Source organism: Flavisolibacter nicotianae, from assembly GCF_003628535.1.
Classification (GTDB): domain Bacteria; phylum Bacteroidota; class Bacteroidia; order Chitinophagales; family Chitinophagaceae; genus Flavisolibacter; species Flavisolibacter nicotianae.
The window spans coordinates 342,284-362,989 of sequence record NZ_RBCI01000005.1 but is presented as its reverse complement, the minus strand read 5'-3'; the positions used below and the strand labels follow the sequence as shown (position 1 = coordinate 362,989).

Below are 20,706 nucleotides of genomic sequence, written 5' to 3'. Positions count from 1 at the left end.
CTCGTTTTTAAAAAATCGACATTAAAATTTTACGTTGATCCCAAACAGCACAGCCCTCGACTGCGGATAGGTGCCCCGGTCCAGCAGGTCGGTCGACTCGGGGTCAAGACCCGTGTAGTCGGTCACTGTAAAGACGTTTTGCGCCGATACATACAACCGCAGGTTTTGAATGCCGGCTTTCCGTAGGCCAGGCAGTGTATAGCCCAGTTCAAGGTTTTTGAGTCGCAGGTACGAGGCATCTTCAACGAAAATGTTCGACTTTTTGCTGCTGCCATTGTCATTGAACGTTGCCCGCGGAATGGTGTTGCTGGTTCCAGCACCATGCCAGCTATTCAGCACGGCCGTACTATGGTTAAATGGACGGCTGTCGTAGTCGGTGATCTGTTTGGCATCGTTGTAGATGTTTACGCCGCCAACGCCCTGGAATAAAGCCGAAAGATCGATGCCCTTATAGCCGGCAGATAAATGAAGACCATAGGAAACTTTTGGAATGGAGTTCCCCAGGTAATCCCTGTCTTTATCGTTGATGATGCCGTCGCCGTTCAAATCCTTGAACCGGATATCACCAGGTTTGGCCGATGGATTGGTGGTGCCGCTCAGGTGCTTGTTGATTTCATCCTGCGTTTGGTAAATGCCTTCCATGACATAGCCGTAAAAAGAGGCAAGCGAATGCCCAGGCTCTGTTTTATACACATCACCGATGATGCTGGGAAGATTGGGGTGCAGTTTTTCCACGCGGTTGGTGACCGTCGCCACGTTGGCATTCACGCTGTACCGGAAGCTCCGCCTGGTATCGCTGATGTTCAGCGCTACCTCGATTCCCTTGTTGCTCACTTCACCAGCATTGACAATCGTCGGTGACACATTGCCCACCAGCGAGGGAAGTGAGATCGGCAACAGGATGTCGGACGTGTTCTTGTCGAAATAATCAACAGAGAGATAAACCCTGTTTCGAAGAAAGCCCAGATCGAGGCCGATGTTTTTTTGTGTCGTGGATTCCCATTTCAGGTCCGGGTTACCATAGCGGGAAATCAGGTACTGGTCGCCCGACTTACGCAGCAGCGTGAGGTAGGCATAGTTGTCGATTTCCTGGTTACCCAGTTTACCGATGCTCGCTCTCAGTTTCAAGTCTGAAAGCCAGTTGACGTCTTTCATAAAATCTTCATTCCTGGCTCTCCATCCTACAGACACGGAAGGAAAATATCCCCACTGGTTGTTTTCCGCAAACCGCGACGAAGCATCCGCCCTCAGGTTTCCAGTGACCATGTATTTGGTGTCATACATATAAGTTGCCGACCCGAAAATGGAGAACAGGGCCCATTCGGCTGCCGAACCGCCATTGTATAAATTGGCGGTACCACCATAGTCGATGTATTGAAACGTTGGTCGCGTAAAATCGAAGCGTTGTCGTGAGGCGCCGATCGACGAAGAGTAATTGGTAATGTACTCACTCCCCACTAATGCATTGATGGATTGCCTGGCGGTATTTTTCACGTAGTTCAGCGTGTTGTTCCAGGTGATCGTGGTTTCCTGTCCCCTGTTTTCATCAAGGCTGTTTGGACGGTTTTTACGCCCCAGGCCCCTGTCCGGGCCATTGCCGCCGCCGTCATCGTCGCCAAAATTTTCGTTGAATGTTTTATTGTGAACAAAATTGATATCAACACCAACATTGGTTCGCAGCCGCAGCTCTTTATTGGCAAGAAATGCGTATTCGGCAAAAATGTTTCCGAATGTTTTAAAGTTGTTACGCTTGTCGTTGGTGAAATAAGCCAGCGCAACCGGGTTGCTGCTGAACTCGTAAATATTATTGCTGTTACTCCAGGGCTTTTGATAGAACGGCAAATCCGTAAACGGGTCCCTTGCCGACCAGGTGGGATCGCTCGGGTCTTTGTACACCGGGATTACCGGTGGCCGTATCAGGGCATGACGGATCACACCTGGCGCATCGCCTTTTGACGAAAGCTTGTCCTGCGTGGCATACGACAACTGGAGATTGGTGCCGACCGTCAGCCGGTCTGTAAGGCCCGCATTGATGTTTGACCGGAAATTCAAACGCTGGTACCGGTCGTTTTTGTAGATAACAATACCATCCTGTTTATACGCGTCGGCCGAAATCAGGAATTGAATTTTGTCCGAGCCGCCGCTGGCAGTGAGTTGCAGGTTTTGCGAGTGCCCCGTTTCAAACAATTCATCCAGCCAATCGGTATTGGCCAGTCCCACCCTGTTTTTATCGGCTGTGTACGGGTTGGTGCCAGTGTAACCCGAATTATTCCAGGCTTCTTCCATTTTTGCCATGTACTGCGGACCGGTGAGCAATTTCGGCAGGTGGGCAACTTTTTGAATGCCTGTAAAATAATTGATGTCGATGGCCGTGCGCCCTTTTCTGCCGCTTTTCGTTGTAATCACGATTACGCCGGCCGAGGCCCGGGAGCCATAAATCGCGGCTGCAGACGCATCTTTCAACACCGACATGGATTGAATGTCGGCAGGTGACAAAAAAGAGATATCCCGCGAAGGCACACCGTCGATAATAAACAGCGGGCTGTTGTTGCCAATCGTTCCTTCGCCGCGGATACGAATGTTGATCTGGTCACCCGGCGCACCTGTGCTTTGGGTGATATTAACCCCTGCCACCTGGCCCTGTAAAGCCTGTGCAACATCGGCCACCCGCCGTTCTTCGAGGTCGCCGATGTTTACCGTAGCGATCGCACCGGTAATCGAGGATTTCCGTTGGGTATTATATCCGACTACCACCACTTCTTCCAGGGCTGTCGATGCCCGTCGCAAAACAATGTCCAGCGGCAAACCGGTATACGGAACGGAAACCGCCGCATAGCCAACACTGGAAATATCAATGATCTTACTGACACCGGCTTGCAACTGTAACTGGAAATTGCCGTTGGCATCCGTTATGACTCCATTGGTTGTTTTTTGTTGAACCACGTTGACGCCCTGGAGCCCGGCGCCGGTGCTGTCGGTCACTTTTCCTCGCACTGTTTCCTGACCGAAACTGCGCTGGCAAAATAGCAGGCAGACCAGGAAGGTGATTGCAGGTAACAATCGTTTCATAAATCAAAAATTAAAAGAGTGAAGAATCCGGTTTTAAAAACAAAATCTTTTTCGAAATGAAAGAAAATGCTGCTCGTTTTTACCGGGTACGCGATGGTGTTTTTTTCCGTTTGAGAGACGATTTCCGAACGATGAATTCTGTTTCCAGGACAATTGTTTCCACGCATCGTTTGGAAGCCGGCGTGTCCAGACTTTTCATTAACAGACTGATGATCGTTTCGGCAATTTTTTCAAGGGGTTGTGCAACAGCCGAAACAGGTGGAGTGAACAGGCGAAAAAACCGGCTGTCGTCAAAGCTTACGACGGCAAGATCATCCGGTATTTTTCGCCCGAGTTCGTTGATTGCCTCCAGTCCGCTAAACGCGAGATAATTGGTGCCAAACAAAATACCGTCCATCTCTTTGTGTTGCCGGATGAAGGCTTTGATTTTTTCAACGCTGCTGTTCGCAGGTAATGCGTAGGGAAGCTGAAGAATGCAGGGTGCCTGGCCCCACTGTGCAATTGCATGCAGGTAGCCTTGCAGGCGATCATGCATTTGCGTTTGCGCCGATTCTAAGGTGACAAAGCCAATCTGTGAAGAACCGTTTGACCGGAGGTGATCAGTGGCTTTGCGTGTTCCGTTGTAGTTATCGACAATTACATTGGTGGTTTCCAGGTCGGGAAAATACCGGTCGAAGAGAATCACCGGGTGTTCGTGTTCTATAAGGGCTTGAATTTCGCTGGCAATACCGGGAGGTGGCGCAATAATGTACGAATCAACCTGTCTTTCCCGGAACACTTTGATAAGATCACCTGCGTTGCTGGTTTGGTTTTCCGTGCTGGCAAAAAATATTTTGTAGCCAAGCTGATAGGCTTTCCGTTCAATACCCCGGGCTATACTGGCAAAAAACGGGTCGGAGATATCTTCCACCATCATGCCAATGATCCGGCTTTTGCCGGTACGCAGGCTTTTAGCAACCAGGTTGGGCCGGTAATTGGTCGTTTCGGCATAGTCCAACACTCTCTTTTTTACTTCGGCGCCGATGCGCATTTCTTCTGCCCTGCCGTTCAAAACAAAAGAAACCGTTGTTGCAGAAACATTCAGGTGCCTGGCAATATCGTGTATGGAAATCTTTTTCCGCATCCAGCAGTAACAATCTTTACATAGCAATCAAGTGATCCGACCGAGCAGTTTTGCTAAATCGATAAAGTAAAATAACGATCTTTTTTAATTTTTAAAAAATTCGTATGTTTTTTTCGACAAATCAGGTATTGACTGAAGAGGTGATGATAATTTCCCAGGATCGTTTACGGCCTGTATCTACGATCATATTTTTCAATAAGCGAAAGCAATCCGCAACTTTTAAAAGCCCGGCTCCCGAAGCAGGAACAAGGCTTACTTTCCAGAGTGGAGACTAATAAAGACCAGTGACTGAATTTGCAGGCAAACAGTATCACCGTTTTTAAACCAAGGCAAAAGCGTAAGTTGACACCAGGCTGCAAGTAGTGGATTGTCGTATGCCTACTACAGCCTGTCGCCTATTGCCAAATACATACTGCCTGCTTTTCTTAATCCGAACCATTGTGTTTAACCCGGTATTGCTCTGCCGGCAGGAGGATGTTGAATGTTGCGCCGGCCCCCGGGCTGCTGACAGCCCAAATATAGCCGTCGTGATTTTTGACAACTTTTTCCACGATGGCAAGACCAACACCTGTCCCTTCAAATTCGGCTTTGCCGTGCAGGCGTTGAAAGATCCGGAAGATCCGTTCGGCATCATCCGGGTCGAAACCAATCCCGTTGTCTTTAACCTCTATCTGGTAAAACATTTTATCCGGAATTGCTTCGGGGATACCGCTTTCTATTTCTTTTCCCTGCACGAAACGGGACAGGATCTGCAGTTGCGGTGCTTCGCCTTTTTTGTGGTATTTGAGTGCATTGCTGATCAGGTTTTGGAAGAGTTGCCGTAACTGGCGGTGATCGCCGTTGACAGTAGACAGCGGCTGCACATTGACGTTCGCTTTTTTGTCCAGGAGAGTGGCTTCCATATCATCCAACACGCTGTGCACAATTGCTGCCAGGTTCACCTCTTCGAAGACCGCGGTGCCCAAGGTGGTGTTGGAGTATTCCAGCAGGTCATCGATCAAGGTGCGCATGCGTCCCGTCGTAAGCTGTATGCGCTCGGTGATCATCCTGTTTTCTTCACTGAGTGTTTGTCCCAGGTTCACCACCAGCCGCTCTACGAAATAGCTGATCTTTCGAAGGGGCTCCTGCAGGTCATGCGAGGCGGCATAGGAAAACTGTTTCAGCTGATCGTTTACCTGCTTTAATTCCCTGGTGCGCTCTTCGATTTTCTGCTCCAGCAGTTCAGCCGCCTTTTTTTCTTCGGTGATGTCCATGATTGTCCCAACCAGGGTTGGAGAGCCCAGAAAATCGATCATCGTACCGTTCAGCCGCACCCAGTGTATGCTGCTATCGGGATAAATGATCCGGGCTTCGTAAAACAACTTTCCCGACTTTCTTGCCTCCCCATGTGCCGCTTCCCGGATCACCTTATCCTCCGGGTGAACCGTTTCAACAATGGTTTGATAGGACCACTGACGCGAAGGATCCAGTCCCATAATTTCTGCGGTTCGTGGCGAATGAAGGATAAACTGTTTTGCCACATCGACCTCGAAAGTTCCCATATGCGTCGATTCCACGGCCAGGCGTGTTCTTTCCTCGTTTTGAATCAATGCATCCTGCGCCAGTTTCTGCTCATGCACATCAAAACCTACACCCACGTACCCATTAAATTCGCCATTTGGCAAATAGCGTGGATTGCCCTTGAAGGCATGCCAGCGGTATGCATGGTCATAGCGTTTAACTCTAACCGATGGAATAAAATAGGGCTGCCTGTTTTCGAAAGCAGCTGTGTAGTACGCCATGACTACCGGCACATCGTCAGGGTGGATGATATTGTCCCAGGCCGTCCCTGCAGCTTGCTCCGCTGACTGACCCGTATAATGCAGCCAGGTTTTGTTCCAGTAACTGACAGGTGCAAGCGGGTCAGGTGCGATGATGAACACAAACATCGGGCTGTCATCGGCCAGGTTACGAAAGCTTTCCTCCCGCTCCCTGATGGTTTGTTCTGCCTGTTTGATTTCCGTGATATCACGGGTGGTACCCGCCACGGCCTCCACCTCTCCTTCTTTGTTGAAAACGGGAACAAAAATATAGTCGTAAACACGGCTTCCCAGTGTCGCATGCGGAAAGGAAACTTCACCGCGAACGGGCTGTTTGTTTGCCACCACCAGGTCTATTTCCCGTTCGTGCATTTCGGCATGCCAGGGTTCGTAGCCGTTTTCCAAAAGCCCTTTTCCGATGGCCTCATTCCATTCTTTGCCCCACATATTGAGCAGGGCTTCATTTGCATAGACGAAACGGTAAGAAAGGTCGAAAACATATATCAGGTCCGGCGTACTGGCGGTGATTGCTTCGTAAAGCCGCTTTTGCTTGTCGGTCTCGATTTGCACCTCCTCGAGCCGTTGCTGTATCTCGATCTGCCTAGTGACATTGTAAGCCACGCAAAAAACGCTGTCGGGAACTGTGTCATTCGACTGGCGAAAGTATGGTTCAAACACAAGGTCGAAGTAGCGTTTTTCGCGAACGCCATTTATTATCAGGGACGCGGCAAAATTCGGTGCATGGTACCCCTTGCCACTGCTTCGTACCTTTTCCAAAATCGCCAGCAATCCCTGCACCTTTGCTTCCGGCAACGATTCAACAATGGGTTTACCGATCATGGCCGGTGTCCGGCCAAGGAACTGCAACATCTGTTCGTTCACCAATTCGACGATATAGGATGGACCGTTGACGATGCATACCGCAACCGGTGCCTGCATAAACAGGCTATGCGCCCTGGCAATATCTTTTACCGGATTATCCTGAGCTGGTATTGTGTTCTTACTGCTTCCTTCTTCGATGGTGTGGATAATATAGCGAACCTCTCCCGCGTCATTCAAAACCGGAACATTTTCGACCGAGCAAGAGGTCTCGCGAAACAAGCCATCGCCTGTTGGAAAAACATATTGCTGCTTCGCGATGCGGTGGGGCTGCTTGTCCTGCACCACCCGTTCGAACGAAGCCCGCATCGTATTTCGAGCCGCAACAAGCGGATCAGAATCGTTGAAAAAATGAGAGAAAAAACTTTTACCAACCAATTTTCCTTTCATGATGCCGGTAGCTTTCTCAACATCCCGGCTGACGGCAACGACAGTAAATATGGGTGCATTGGGTAAGAGAACAACGGTTTTTCCAGGTCTGGCTTCTATCAACGAGTAGTCCATCAGGATAGACGATCAAAAGGTTAAGGAAAGTTTACGAGTAAAAATAAGGTATTAAAGCCGGCAAACAAGAAGGCTGCAGATCCACCGTCATCCGGTTCATTAACAGCACCTGGGTTCGCCAGCAATTTCAAAAAATGTCGACTGGACATTCAGTACCCTTCAGCCGAACGTTTGCACCAAATTGAGGCGGAATTACAGTTGTTCAAAATTGAGAGTTCAACCAATCTTCGCCAGGCGCTGTTTCCGGAATCGTCACTTCCTCAGTTCCTGTGTTCCTTTGTCACCAGGAATATCGACGGAATTGTTATACAGAAAATTTGTGATGACTGAAATCGTTCCACAGCACTTCGTATCTGTCGTTTTATAGGAAATGTTCAATGTATCGATGTCGCCGTTGCTTAGCCTTATGTAAGCAATGTCAGTTTTCGGAAAGAAACGGACGTCCAAAATACTGTCGTAGCCAGTGCCGCCAAACCGGATAACTTCAAACGAAAACAACGTTGTATCGGTGCCTTTTAGCGAATAGAACCTGATTTGATTTTTGTCATACAGCCTGTTAGGACCAAACACCAAATCGTTACCAGTGACTGCACTGACGATTCTGAATTGTCCATTGAAGTTGTCGGAAGCACAGTCAAGATTTTTACAGGGATCGCAGGAAAAAAGCAAGGCCGCTACAGACACTGTGAGAAAAAGGACATAAATCGCATTGAAAGTTTCTTTTAAGCAAATCAATTTATTGGCTTCGTGCACAAGACCAACTCCCAGAAACATTGACGAACGGGAAAATTGTTTCAAGAGAACTGGGTGCTATCCTAATCATGTATTCTTCCCTTTACTCCTTCCATGCATTCCGCAAAAAGCGAAGCCAGTTATTGCAGAAAATATTCTCCACGTCCTCCGCCGAATAGCCGCGTGACAGAAAATTTCCTTCCAGCTTTTGCAAATCAGCGATCGTTTCAAGATCATAAGGGCATTGTTCCTTGCCAAACGCACCATCCAGGTCGGAACCAATGCCAACGTGCAACGCATTCCCGGCCAGCTGGCAGATATGGTCCATGTGATCGACCAGCACCTCAAGGCGGCAATTCATGTCCCCCGGCGTAGACTTTCCCCTTACCCAACCCGGCACCATCATCCAGGCGTCAAGTGCCCCGCCGATAACGGCGCCTCGTGCAATGAGCTCCCTGATTTGTCCATCATCGAATTGCCGGTTGTGAGGCACCAGGGCCCGCACGTTGTTATGGCTTGCCCAAACCTGGCCGTGAAAATGATCCAGGGCTTCCCAAAAACTTTCATCGCAAAGATGCGTGGAATCGAGAATGATGTTCAGTCGCTCCATTTCGCGAAGCAGGTCTCGTCCCTGCGCCCCGAGTGAACCGGTGGCGTCTGTACCCTGCGCATACCGGCCCGGCCCGTAATGCGCCGGCCCCACGGCCCTTAGCCCGTAATGCCAGGCCTTCTCCAGGTGCTGCAGGGTGATCAGCGAATCGGCACCTTCAAGACTCAGGATGTAGCCGATTGGCTTTTTATCATTCGGCTCTGATGCGTCTTTCCATCGTGCCAGGTGCTTTTCCAATGAGTCGAGGTTATTGACCTGTACCATCTCTCCTTCCGCTTCCATGGCTTTATACCAGGCGAGCTGCCCTTGCGTTTGTGCCCAGGCCTGCTGAGGGGAATGCCAACCCGGCAACGGATTGTCCGCCGCTACATACCGGGCAATCTGCGTGGCAACGACAAGACCGATACCACCCTTGCGCAAGTCCGGTAAAGACACAACGGCGTTTCCCCTGTCCGGTTTGTCCGTCATGCCCTTCTCACGTGCATTGATTTCCCGGGCCGGCCGGCGAAGATCGCGGTTCCACTCCATGGCATTCATGGCAAGGTCCAGGTGTGCGTCGATGATGAACATGATAGTTTGATTAAAGATTGATCTTTCGATCACGGGCAATCGTTTTCCATTCTTGCTTTACTCTTCCGTTCTCCACTACGTAGGCTCTTTCGTATAGGGCACAGGTGGGACAAACGTGCATGGGCATTCCGTACAGCACATCGCCAATGGCAAACCTGTCGGGACCAATGTTTCGCAACACCAGGTGTTCTTCGCTTTGGCCGACGAATGCCAGTTCCGGGGCATTGACAAACCGGACACGCCGGTCTAAAGGATTTTCAGCCGCAACGGCTTTGTGTCCAAGGTCTGCACAAAGAAGATCACCGCCAGGTAAAGAAATGATGCGACTAACGACCAGCGCTGCCGGTTGGAAGGGCTGCTCCGGAAATGCCTTTTGGTAGCCATAATCCCAATACACAAACGTTCCGGGGCTGCATTCCACCTCGCCGTTTTTTGCATGGATCGGAAACGTCGGCGAACCACCGGCGACGATAACAAGGTCACGGTGGCCTTTATCGGCCAAAACTTTCTTCACCGTCCTCACCGGGGAAAAAGCTTCGCTGCATTTTTTTGTACGCAGTTCCAAATCAGGTTCGCCAATGTGCCCGTCATAGGCGTGAAGTCCGATGGGATTGATGCCTTCCAGTTTGGCAACTGCTTGAAATAAAGTAATTGCTTCTTCGCCGGGCAGAAGGCCGGTCCTGTTCATGCCGACATTCAGGTCGATATAAACAGCCAAATTCAACTTCCTTTCGATGGCGATCCGCGAAAGAGAACGGGCCGCATCCAGGTTGTCGACAAGACAGGAAAAGCGGGTGGTGGAATAGCGATTGATCAAATCCAGAAAGCGGTTCACTTTGGGTCCAACCGGCTGGTAGGCCAGCAATACATCCGGTGCGCCAACGACTCCCAGCATTTCGGCCTCCGCGATGGTCGCACACTTGAATTTTGTAATCCCGGCATCCAGCATCAGCCGCGTGACGTCGGTACTCTTATGGGTTTTTACGTGTGGCCGTAAACGCTGTACGTCGCCAACCATCTTAATCGCCTGGGCGATATTCTCTTTCACCCTTTCCAGGTAAATCACAAAGGCCGGTGAGTCAAGTTGGTCAATGTTCAGAATCTCGTACCATGGCTTTTGTTCCTGATCGCTCATCGGGTCATCGTTTGATAAACAAATTTTAACTGCTAATCGCCTGGGGAAATCGGCGCTAAGCCGATCACAAGTTCACAAATTCATATACGTTAATATCCCAATATCGAATATCCAATATCGAATCGCCTGGAAAAACACAATCTTACCGCTTGTATTCGATAGCGTTTCTTTTTTCAGGACAATTCAAAAACAGCTTCAATCTCGACTGGAATATTGTCGGGTAGCGAGCCCATTCCCACGGCACTGCGCACTCCAATTCCCTCATCGCCCCAAACCTTCGCAAACAGCTCGCTGCAACCATTGATCACGTAGGGATGTTTTTCAAATTCGGGCACACAATTTACCATTCCCAGTACTTTAATCACTCGCCTGATCTTATCCAGGCTTTCCAGGTTTGCTTTTAGCGTCGCGAGAATGGTAAGGCCAACCTGCCGGGCGGCTTGTTTGCCTTCCTCCAGGTCCATGTCTTTTCCAATCCTGCCTTTAATCAGGCTGCGATCGGTGTTTACCGGGCCATGGCCGGATACGTACGCAAGATTGCCAACGATCAAAAACGGTTTGTAAACACCGAGCGGTGAAGGCGCCGGCGGAAGCGCCAGGTTCAAAGACAAAAACCGTTGTTCTGCAGAAGTTTGTTCCATATGGATAAATGTATTTAAAAGACCAGGTTGAGCAATAAGACACCGGCAAGTCCGCATACCGACACAATTGTTTCCATTAGTGACCAGGAACGTAAGGTGTCGCGGATGCTGAGATTAAAATATTCCTTGAAGAGCCAAAAGCCAGAGTCATTGACATGCGAAAACATCAGGCTGCCCGCGCCGATGGAAAGGACCATTAGACTCGGATGCGTATGCGTCTGCAAGGCCAGCGGCTGGATGATGCCGGCGGCCGTAAAACCGGCAACAGTGGCCGAACCAACAGCAACGCGAATCAGTGCTGCAATCAGCCAGCCAAGCAGCAACGGCGGTAACGCACTGTTTATTAGCAAGCCGGTGATCGTCGTACTCACACCACTGTCGACCAGCACCTGCTTCAGCGAACCGGCGCCTCCGATGATCAGGAGGATCAACGCCACTTCCTTGACCGACTCGCCATAAACAGTCATGATGCTTTTCAGGGTACGGCCTTTCCTGATTCCGAGTGCATAGGTTCCTACCGCCAGCGCTACCAGCAGAACGATGGTTGGCTGCGCCAGGAACGAAACGACAGGGAGGGCTTCGGTGCCAACAACGAACGGCAGAAGAGATGCGACGACAAACAAAAGGACCGGAAGAAGTGCAACCAGGAAACTGGTTGCCGCGGACGGCATTTTTTCTACGGGCACCGTAGCAGGCTGAAACGCATCCAGCGGCTTCGTTTTGATTCGCACAAGCGACCGCGAAAAAATGGGCCCGGCAAGGATCACGGTTGGAATGGCAATCAGGATTCCGAGCAGGATCGTTGTTCCCATCGAAGCGTTGAACTGCACAACCAGGGCCGAAGGCGACGGATGCGGCGGAAGAAAGCCAAAAGAAACCGAAAGCCCGGCCAGCATGGGAACGCCGACGGAAACCGCCGGCAATTTGTATTCGTACACAACCGAGAAGATCAACGGGATCATCAGCACAAAGCCAACACCGTAGAACAGCGGGATGCCGATTATAAAACCCGCAAGGGCCAGCGCCCAGCGAATATTCTTCACGCCTGTCCTCTTTACAATGGAAGACGCAATTTGCTGCGCTGCACCGGATTCCGCTATCAGTTTTCCCAGCATGGCACCCAGTACAATGATCGCTGTAATGGACCCCAGCGTATCCGCCATTCCCTTTTCAACCGCCTTCATGACATTATCCGGCGGAATACCCAAAACCAATCCCGCCGTTATCCCGACAACCAGAAAAGCAAGAAATGCATTGACCTGAAAAACAGCAATCAAAATGACAAGCAGAACCAATGCAAACAAAACAACAAGCAGCGACATACAGATAATTTCACTCGTTTAAAAAGATCTCGTCCGAAAACACCCAACCTCTCTGTCCCTTGCTGCGGTGCCACGCAGGCAGTTTTTCCACCGGTGTTACCACCACCTTTACCACTTCCAACATCGCTGGAGGAAATGACACGGTGAAAGCCTGCAACGAACCTGGCTTCTCGGCTACCGGTTGTTGCGGAACAAACCGTTTCAGCAGGTGCAGGTGTAAAGAATCTTCACCGCCCCACACCTCGATCAGTCGCGGCGGCATGATAGACGAACCGATGTCGATCAATGCACTGATGGTGACCGATGAAAGCGGAACAGGATGGTTAAGATAAAGAATCGCAGCCAGCGGTTTGTCCTGGAACCCGATCCATTTTCCGCTTCGAAAGTTCTGGTCTCCTTTTCGGGCATCCATCAGCGTTGCAGCTCCCTCTCCTTTGTATTGCGGGTTCGGCGCATTGACCAGTTGAACAGAGTCGGGCCTGACACCTGCCTTATAGAATGTTCGCTCCACCACATCGCTGCTGATCCAGCCTGTCTTAAAGGCTTTTGCCTTAACCACCACATTTTTTCCAATTGTTTCGCTCCCCCGGAAGACAGGAGAATGGACACTGTCCGGCACCGTGCCATCTGTTGTAAACCGGATTGTCGTGCCCTTGACCACGTGCTTAAGTTTCAGGGGTGCCGTTTCAAACAGGATCTGTTCTTCGTTTTCAATCTGTGGCGGATTTAACTTTAAAACAACCGTGTCGCCTTTGTAACCGCTTTCAAAACTGAGATGTTTGAACCTGGCTGTTGCCTGTTTTAATTCCGCCTCGCTGATCCCCGTGTTCCAGAGATAAAGACGAGATAATTTGGGAAGGGATACCAGGGGCTGGACCTGGCTCCATTTCACCTTTGTCCCGGCCAGCGACAACTGCCGCAATTGTTCCAACCCTTTCAGTTCCGTCAGTGTAGCGCCGCTTATGTTGGTAAAAGCTAAATTCAGCTTTCGCAGGTTTTTCAACTGGCCGATCACCTTCAGGTCTTCATCGCCGACCGGCATCTTATTCAGGTTGAGGGATACAATCTGTTCTTTTATGGGCAACAGGTCTTTGACTGCGGCTGAATTGTAATTGGCCGCACTGAAATACTCCACACCCAATGCCGGTGAGCCGGCAGCCAGGGGTGCAATGACACGGTAGCTCGTATTGAGTTTTTTGAGTTCATTGTCATTGGCCGGGGGAAACGCATAGTCATCGGTTTCCACGGTTTGAAACCGGTCCGCCGCCAGCAAACGAAGGCTGTCTGTTTCTGGAAGATCCAGTACTTTTTTCTTCCAGTCTGCACCGTTTTTAACCCAGCGATAGAGGATCTCGATTTCTTCGTCCGTAAGCTGTGGTTTACCCCGCGGCGGCATGTGTTTTTTGTTGTCGAGCGGTAAGTGCAGTCGCTGAAACAGCAGGCCAAAATCTTTTGCAGACGTATCCCACAGCACCCCGTCTTTTCCACCTTTCAATAGAAGGGCTTCGTTTTCCATCGCCAGTTCTCCTTTTGCTTTTTTCTGGTTGTGGCAGCCCATGCATTTGGCTTCCAGGATCGGCCTTACCATGTGCGAATACACGACGGCGTCTTCCAGCAAAACGGCCGGCTCTTTTTCATCCGAATGCAAGGGCGCCAGCAGGAAGTTTTCGCCATGCGTGATATCGGCGCCTTTATGTCCGGTGATGACGATCAGCAGCAGTCCCACCACCGTCGTTGCCGCGAGCAGGCTTTTGACCTGGCGCACTTTGCTGCGAAACGAATACCATCCCAATGTCAGAAGGGAGATGATCACACCGCCCCATTTGTGCCAGAGTAGGACGTCGGGCTCGTAGCCTTTTTCACGAGACAGGAAAAGGCCAAACAAAGAAGTAAAAACCGCAGAAACGGATGCTGCCAACAGAAGCACGTCACCAACGTCGATTTTGGTTTTTTGCTCCCTGATCAACCGCTGCGGAAGCAACTCCCAAAAAACAGCCAGTACGAGGAGCACGATCGGGAAGTGAAGGATCAACGGGTGCATCCGGCCGGCCACCTGGAGCCAGGATGGAAGTTTGAGTTGCTGCTCGAAAACCAGGAGAAAAACGAGCAGGCAATTCAGTGCAAAAGCAAGGTTGAAGAGAATTATTTTCCAGCGGTGCATGAAGGTTGTGCGAATGCGTTGGGTGGCTGTTGCAAATCGTTTTCGGGTCATGGAAGACTGTCTTAAGCTTCGGTTATCCGACAGGTTTTAATTTATAGGGGTAGACTTTCCCGGAATTCCATTGTGCGATGTAAAGATTTTCTTCGTCGTCAATACAAACATCGTGTGGATAGGAAAACACTTTTTCTGCCTGCATCATTTCCGCCAGTTTCCCATCGGTGTAGACCGGTTCAGTGCCGCCCAGGTTGGAAACGACCTTGAAATCCCGGTCGAGAATCGTAACAAAACCGGATTGTTTCCATTGCGCCGAATTGCTTTGCAGCACTGCTGCATAGAGATAATCGCCCCTGATCACGGGACGGCAAACCCAGGCGCCGGGCAGGCCAATGGTTTCAATATACTCACCCTCCATTGTGTAGCGCTTAAAGGCGTTTTGCTGGCGGGACGTCACGATCAGCGAAGGCTTTTTTCCTTTCCTGGTGTCCACGCAAATGCCGTGTGCGTTCAGCAGGAATTTTTCGCCCTCGCCCCTGCCACCGAAATGGCGGATATACCGGCCGGCAGCGTCGTACTGGATCACAAAATCTTTCCCATAGCCGTCTACAACATAAATGTCGCCATTCGGAGCAATGGCCGTTTCTGTTGGAATGTATTCATCCGGCTTGGTATACTGGCCCGTTTCTTTGGGATAATCCAGCGTCAGTAACACACGTCCGTCGATCGTGGTTTTGATAACCTGGTGGCGGTTGTTGTCGCAAATAAAAAGAACATCGCTTCCATTTTCATCCAACAGGGTCAGGCCATGTGCACCGGGATAGTCGGTCCCCCAGGTGCTCAGTAAACGTCCGCCTTTGTCGTAGATCAGCACATTGTTTTTGGTTTCATTGGTCAGCAGTAAAATCCGGCCTTTCGAGTCCTGCACCATTTCGTGGCAGTCTTTTACCGGGTAACGGGCCACATCGGCCTGGCTCCATTTGGTATCGAGACGATAGCGCTTTTTGTTGTGCCCTAAAATAATGTCTTGCTGAAGCAGGAATGAAGGTTGCAACAGGATGCCTGTTACTCCCACTGTCGTGTTTTTGATAAAATGGCGGCGGTGCATATCGCTTTTTTAAAATCCGTTTACGCAATGATTTTTTTGATAACCGTTCCCGAAACGTCGGTCAGGCGGTAACGACGCCCAAGGTGCTTGAACGTTAATTTTTCATGGTCAAGTCCCATCAGGTTCAAAACCGTCGCATGAAAATCGTGTACATGCACCGGATCCTGGACCACGTTATACCCGAATTCATCTGTCTCGCCATAAACACCCGGTTTTACGCCACCACCTGCCATCCAAATGGTAAAGCAGCGCGGATGGTGATCGCGTCCATAGTTGTCTTTTTTCAGCACGCCCTGGCAGTAATTGGTGCGGCCGAATTCGCCTCCCCAAATCACCAGTGTTTCATCCAAAAGACCTCGTTGCTTCAGGTCTGTGATCAGCGCTGCCGACGCCTGGTCGGTATCGAGGCACTGGCCGCGGATTTCCCCCGGCAGGTTGCCATGCCCGTCCCATCCCTGGTGGTAAAGCTGAACGAAACGAACGCCATTTTCCGAAAGCTTGCGGGCCAAAAGGCAGTTGGCCGCATAGGTTCCGGGTACCAGGCAATTGGGACCGTAAAGTTTGACAATATCTTCCGGCTCTTTGCTCACATCCGTAATTTCAGGGACGGCCGTCTGCATCCTGTACGCCATTTCGTATTGCTGCACTTTAGCCTGGATTTCCGGATCACCAAATTCCTTATAGGTCTCGTCGTTCAATGCGGCCAAATGATCCAGCATGTTGCGACGATCTGCACGATCAATGCTTTCATGGTTGTTGAGATACAAGACAGGATTTTCTCCGCTGCTGAATTGCACGCCCTGGTGCACCGAATCCAAAAAACCGTTTGTCCAAAGCTTTGAATAGACTCCCTGCCCATTGCCTTTGCCCTTGGAGAGCAGCACACAAAAGGCTGGAAGGTTTTTGTTCTCGCTGCCCAGGCCATAACTCAACCAGGCGCCCATGCTTGGACGGTTGCCGACCTGCGCTCCCGTTTGAAAAAAGGTCAGCGCCGGATCGTGGTTGATGGCCTCCGTATGCATGGTCTTGATGATGCACAGATCGTCCACAACCTTCGAGGTGTAGGGAAGCAACTCGCTCATCCAGGCCCTCGCCTGCCCGTATTGATTGAACTGGAACATGGAACCGGCCAGCGGAAACTTTTTCTGGTCGGCTGTCATGCCGGTAAGTCGTTGGCCCATGCGAATCGAAGCCGGAAGATCCTGACCGAACATCTCCTGCAATTTTGGCTTGTAGTCAAACAAATCGAGCTGCGACGGCGCACCGTTTTGAAACAGGTAAATGATTCGTTTTGCCTTTGGGGCGAAATGTGGCAATCCTGTAAGTAAGGCGTCTTCGTCGGCCTTTCCGCCGAAGAGATCCGGGATCAGCAACGAACCCAATGCCACGCTCCCAACGCCCAGGCTCAGTTTGGAAAGGAATCGCCGGCGATTCATAGTGAGACGATGCTCGAGAAATTCTTTTTCCATGATCAGGATTTTATAATGGCTTCTTCCATGTTGTATAAAAGATCAATTGCTTTCATCAGGGCGGCCGTCGCAGGCTTGTCCAGGCTTTCGTTCAATGGATATTCACCCACATCCAGGGTTTTTGCAGCATCCATTTTTCGCTGCCGGAATGCAACCAACTGCTCGTCGTGGTATTGTTTCAGAATCGCAAATTCTTTCTCGTTGGCATTCCTGCATAGGATCCGGCGAAACGCCTTCCGGAGTTTGTCGTCGGCAGAACTTTTTTCTTCCAGCAGCTTTTGCGCCAGCACACGGGATGCTTCCAGCACAGTTGGATCGTTCATCATCACCAGTGCTTGCAGCGGTGTATTGGTTTGCAGGCGCTTTACCTCGCACTGATCTCGGTTACTCGCGTCGAACATGATCATGCCGGGAGGCGGAACCGTCAGCTTGATGAACGTGTACATCCCGCGTCTATACAAGGCCTCGCCTTTGTCCTGTTTGTAGGTTGCCAGTTCGCCACGGCCCGATGTTGCCGCTTCCCAAAGGCCTTTTGGCTGATAAGGCTTCACACTGGGTCCGCCGATGGTGCCAACCAGCAAGCCGCTGCTGGCCAGTACCATATCGCGAACGGCTTCGGCCTGCAGGCGAAGCCGTGGTGCATGGGACAAATATTTGTTCTCCGGGTCTTTTTTCAGGCTCTGTGCCGGGACTTTCGCCGACTGCCTGTACGTGGCCGAAAGCACGATTTGTTTTATCAGCCGTTTGATATTCCAGCCATGCTCCATGAAATCTACGGCCAGCCAATCCAGCAGTTCGGGATGGGACGGAAGTTCACCCTGCATGCCGAAATCACCCGTCGTTTTCACCAGGCCCCTGCCAAATATTTCCTGCCACACCTGGTTCACAAATACACGAGCGGTTAACGGGTTGTCGCGACTCACGGTCCATTCTGCAAGGCCCAGCCGGTTGCGTTTTCCGCGGGTCGTATCAAATTTCAGCACAGCCCGGAGCGGCGAGGGCTGCACTTCTGTTGCCGGGCGATCGTAAGCACCGCGTTCGAGTACAAATGTTTTCCGTACCGTATCCCGCTCCCCCATGACCGATACCATCATGCTCCCGGTGTCTTTCCGGTTGATAAATGTGAGCACATTCTTTATTTCCTCCGGGCTGATGGCGAGTATGGGCTGTTTGGCAGGCTTGGATGCAGTGACATCGCCTTCGTAGCCCACTTCTTTTGTGTTGTTGAAAAAAGCAAATAGCTGGTAGTAATCTTTTTGCGTGATGGGATCGTATTTGTGGTCGTGGCACTGGGCACATTCGGCGGTGAGTCCCAGGATGCCTTTTGCATAGGTCTTTGTTTTGTCAATGATGTATTCCACGCGGTATTCTTCCGCCACCACACCGCCTTCTTCTGTGTATTTGTGATTGCGGAAAAAAGCCGTAGCCAGGATTTGTTCCTTGGTGGCATTCGGCAGCATGTCGCCGGCAATTTGCCAGGTCAGGAACTTGTCGTAGGGAAGATTTTCATTAAAGGCATGGATTACCCAATCACGCCAGGGCCACTGTGTACGAACGTTGTCATCCTGGTAACCATAGCTGTCGGAGTAACGGGCAATATCCAGCCAGTGCACCGCCATCTTTTCGCCGTAGCGATTCGACTGCAGCAACGCATCCACCATTTTTTCGTACGCATTCCTGCTGTTGTCGGTTAAAAAACGGTCCATCATTTCTTCTGTTGGTGGCAGGCCTGTCAGGTCGAAGGAAAGCCGTTTCAACAGGTGTTCTTTTGTTGCCTCTTCGTTGGGTGCAAGACCGATGTCCTCCAGCTTTTTTTCAACGAAATCATCAATCTCATTTTTTGCCCATTCTTTGTTCTTCACCTCCGGCAACGGTGCTTTTACCGGTTTTGTAAACGCCCAGTGCGGCTCGTATTTAGCGCCCTGTTTGATCCACTTTTCAAACAGCTTTATTTCATACGGCGATAAAGCGCCCAAATGCGAATCCACCTGCGGCATCATGTACGAGGTATCGGTTGACGAGATCCGCTTGAACAACTCCGATTCTTCGGGCTTACCGGGAATGATGGCAAAAGCGCCCTTCGTTTCTTTCAGGGGCGCATAGGCATATTGCGCACTGTCGAGCCGCAGGCTGGCCTCCCGTTTGGCCGCATCAGGACCATGACACTTGAAACATTTGTCGGAAAGGATCGGGCGGATGTGGAAATTGTAACTGACGACATCGGGCAGCGATGGCGAGTCGTCGGTTTTGTGCAGGCAGGCATTCCAGGTAAGGGCGGCAAGCAACAAGCAAGCAAGGATAAAAAATTGCCTTAAGGCCATAGGCAGTATTTCATTTAGCGGGCAGAAGATACTATTTTCCATTGACACAAGGGAAGCCAGTTAATAAACAGCCTCCTCAGGGCTCACCGGAAAATATGGCTTGCATTCTTCAGCAGCCCGGTAAACCTTTTTGGAAAAACGGGAAATTAAGCAAACGACATAAAGCTGTGGTCCATCGCTTAGCATTGAGGCGAATTGAAAAATTTGAATAGCGACAGGTTGCCTCCTTCCTGCACCTATGTACTGGCGATGGAAATTGAAAAACTAGTGTCTGTGCTCTTCGGACTGAAGGATAGTCCATAGTTTCCTGGGTGCTTCCCGGAAACGGTCGTTGAAGAAAAAGGCGGCCAGCCCAATGGAAACGACGAAACCAAGAACGATCAACCGTTGCGCCCATGTTGTGTTTTGCACCGGCTTTTCTTTGGCCTGGTCACAGGAGTCGCCGGTACAATAACGCATCTGCGTTTTGTAAAAGAACGGGTAAAAAAGACATCCCAAGCAAATTCCGAAGGCGGTTTCGAAAAACAAAAAGACCAGGCAGACCAGGCAAATGGATCCGGTAATAACGCTGTACGAATTGACGATTACGAGCAGGAAAAACATCAGGCCCGAAAGAGCCAGCCCGATCGTCCAGGCAAACTTTTTCTGCGGCGCACCCACATATTCGGGAACCTGCCGGCTGACGATCATGCGTCCCATAATCAGTGTGGGCGAAAATTTTGGGTTGATGATCACACGGATAAGAAAGTCTGTGAAAAAACCGATGATCACGTATTTGATCAGCAAAAAATTCCCTTTAAACAGGACAAAGCTCAGTGAAACAGCCATCACCAGGAACAAAATGCCGGCTGCGGCCCTTATTTCTCGCTCGTTCAAGACAGGGGCATCGTAGCCCTCTACTTCCTCTCCAAATTGGAGAAGTTTCTTTTCTTTTTTCATTTCCTGCTTTTATTGATTGACCAAAAGGAGAAGCGATTGATAGGAGCGCCGGCCGGCAATCCAGGCACACCAGTCGTCCGGGCATCAAACACGTTTCTAACTACCTGCAACACGGCCTGTTTGCAAAACGTCGGCTGTGTAGTAGTAAAAGACGGCCCATGTTTTCAGCATGAGCCGTCGCCGTTAACAGCATTGCAGGACTGTCATGATAATCGTAATGGCAAAAATGATCTGTTTCATGTTGTTTGTTTGGTGGTGAATGTTTGTTGTTTTGTTTTTTTATCGTTTTGGGTTTCCAACTTTTTCGTTTTCCAGTCAGTATAGACCGCA

General features: G+C 50.4%; 13 protein-coding genes. All 13 read right to left on the bottom strand.

Annotation, left to right across the window (positions count from 1 at the left end):
- Nucleotides 1–21 precede the first annotated feature (21 nt).
- The 13 genes from D6024_RS16115 to D6024_RS16055 all read right to left on the bottom strand — a co-directional run bounded on the left by D6024_RS16115 (nucleotide 22) and on the right by D6024_RS16055 (nucleotide 20,376).
- On the bottom strand, nucleotides 22–3,069 hold the full coding sequence (locus tag D6024_RS16115; RefSeq protein WP_121355663.1) for a SusC/RagA family TonB-linked outer membrane protein: 3,048 nt from the start codon (nucleotides 3,067–3,069) through the stop codon (nucleotides 22–24).
- A 79-nt stretch (nucleotides 3,070–3,148) separates the two neighbouring features.
- The gene (locus tag D6024_RS16110; RefSeq protein WP_121355662.1) at nucleotides 3,149–4,192 is read right to left on the bottom strand and encodes a LacI family DNA-binding transcriptional regulator; all 1,044 of its coding nucleotides are present in this window, start codon (nucleotides 4,190–4,192) and stop codon (nucleotides 3,149–3,151) included.
- Between the two features lie 425 nt (nucleotides 4,193–4,617).
- Nucleotides 4,618–7,260 (bottom strand): PAS domain S-box protein, encoded by a 2,643-nt coding sequence (locus D6024_RS16105; protein WP_162944803.1) that lies wholly within the window; start codon nucleotides 7,258–7,260, stop codon nucleotides 4,618–4,620.
- Nucleotides 7,261–7,626: 366 nt separating this feature from the next.
- Nucleotides 7,627–8,148 carry a hypothetical protein gene (locus D6024_RS16100; protein WP_121355660.1) on the bottom strand — a complete coding sequence of 174 codons (522 nt, stop codon included), beginning with the start codon at nucleotides 8,146–8,148 and terminating at the stop codon, nucleotides 7,627–7,629.
- A 61-nt stretch (nucleotides 8,149–8,209) separates the two neighbouring features.
- Nucleotides 8,210–9,286, bottom strand: a complete 1,077-nt coding sequence (locus D6024_RS16095) for a dipeptidase (RefSeq protein ID WP_121355659.1) — start codon at nucleotides 9,284–9,286, stop codon at nucleotides 8,210–8,212.
- Nucleotides 9,287–9,296: 10 nt separating this feature from the next.
- Nucleotides 9,297–10,421 (bottom strand): D-TA family PLP-dependent enzyme, encoded by a 1,125-nt coding sequence (locus D6024_RS16090; protein ID WP_121355658.1) that lies wholly within the window; start codon nucleotides 10,419–10,421, stop codon nucleotides 9,297–9,299.
- Nucleotides 10,422–10,594: 173 nt separating this feature from the next.
- Nucleotides 10,595–11,062, bottom strand: coding sequence for a RidA family protein (locus D6024_RS16085; protein WP_121355657.1), 468 nt, complete (start codon nucleotides 11,060–11,062; stop codon nucleotides 10,595–10,597).
- 14 nt (nucleotides 11,063–11,076) lie between these two features.
- On the bottom strand, nucleotides 11,077–12,384 hold the full coding sequence (locus D6024_RS16080) for a gluconate:H+ symporter (RefSeq protein WP_121355656.1): 1,308 nt from the start codon (nucleotides 12,382–12,384) through the stop codon (nucleotides 11,077–11,079).
- A 10-nt stretch (nucleotides 12,385–12,394) separates the two neighbouring features.
- Nucleotides 12,395–14,596: a DUF2231 domain-containing protein gene (locus D6024_RS16075; RefSeq protein WP_121355655.1), complete on the bottom strand. Its 2,202-nt coding sequence runs from the start codon at nucleotides 14,594–14,596 to the stop codon at nucleotides 12,395–12,397.
- A 22-nt stretch (nucleotides 14,597–14,618) separates the two neighbouring features.
- The gene (locus D6024_RS16070) at nucleotides 14,619–15,647 is read right to left on the bottom strand and encodes a 6-bladed beta-propeller (protein ID WP_121355654.1); all 1,029 of its coding nucleotides are present in this window, start codon (nucleotides 15,645–15,647) and stop codon (nucleotides 14,619–14,621) included.
- A gap of 20 nt (nucleotides 15,648–15,667) precedes the next feature.
- Nucleotides 15,668–17,116: a DUF1501 domain-containing protein gene (locus D6024_RS16065; protein ID WP_121355653.1), complete on the bottom strand. Its 1,449-nt coding sequence runs from the start codon at nucleotides 17,114–17,116 to the stop codon at nucleotides 15,668–15,670.
- A gap of 2 nt (nucleotides 17,117–17,118) precedes the next feature.
- Nucleotides 17,119–19,437: a PSD1 and planctomycete cytochrome C domain-containing protein gene (locus D6024_RS16060; RefSeq protein WP_121355652.1), complete on the bottom strand. Its 2,319-nt coding sequence runs from the start codon at nucleotides 19,435–19,437 to the stop codon at nucleotides 17,119–17,121.
- A 264-nt stretch (nucleotides 19,438–19,701) separates the two neighbouring features.
- Entirely contained in the window at nucleotides 19,702–20,376 is a 675-nt protein-coding gene (locus D6024_RS16055; RefSeq protein WP_121355651.1) for a DUF4395 domain-containing protein, read from the bottom strand.
- Nucleotides 20,377–20,706: the final 330 nt, after the last annotated feature.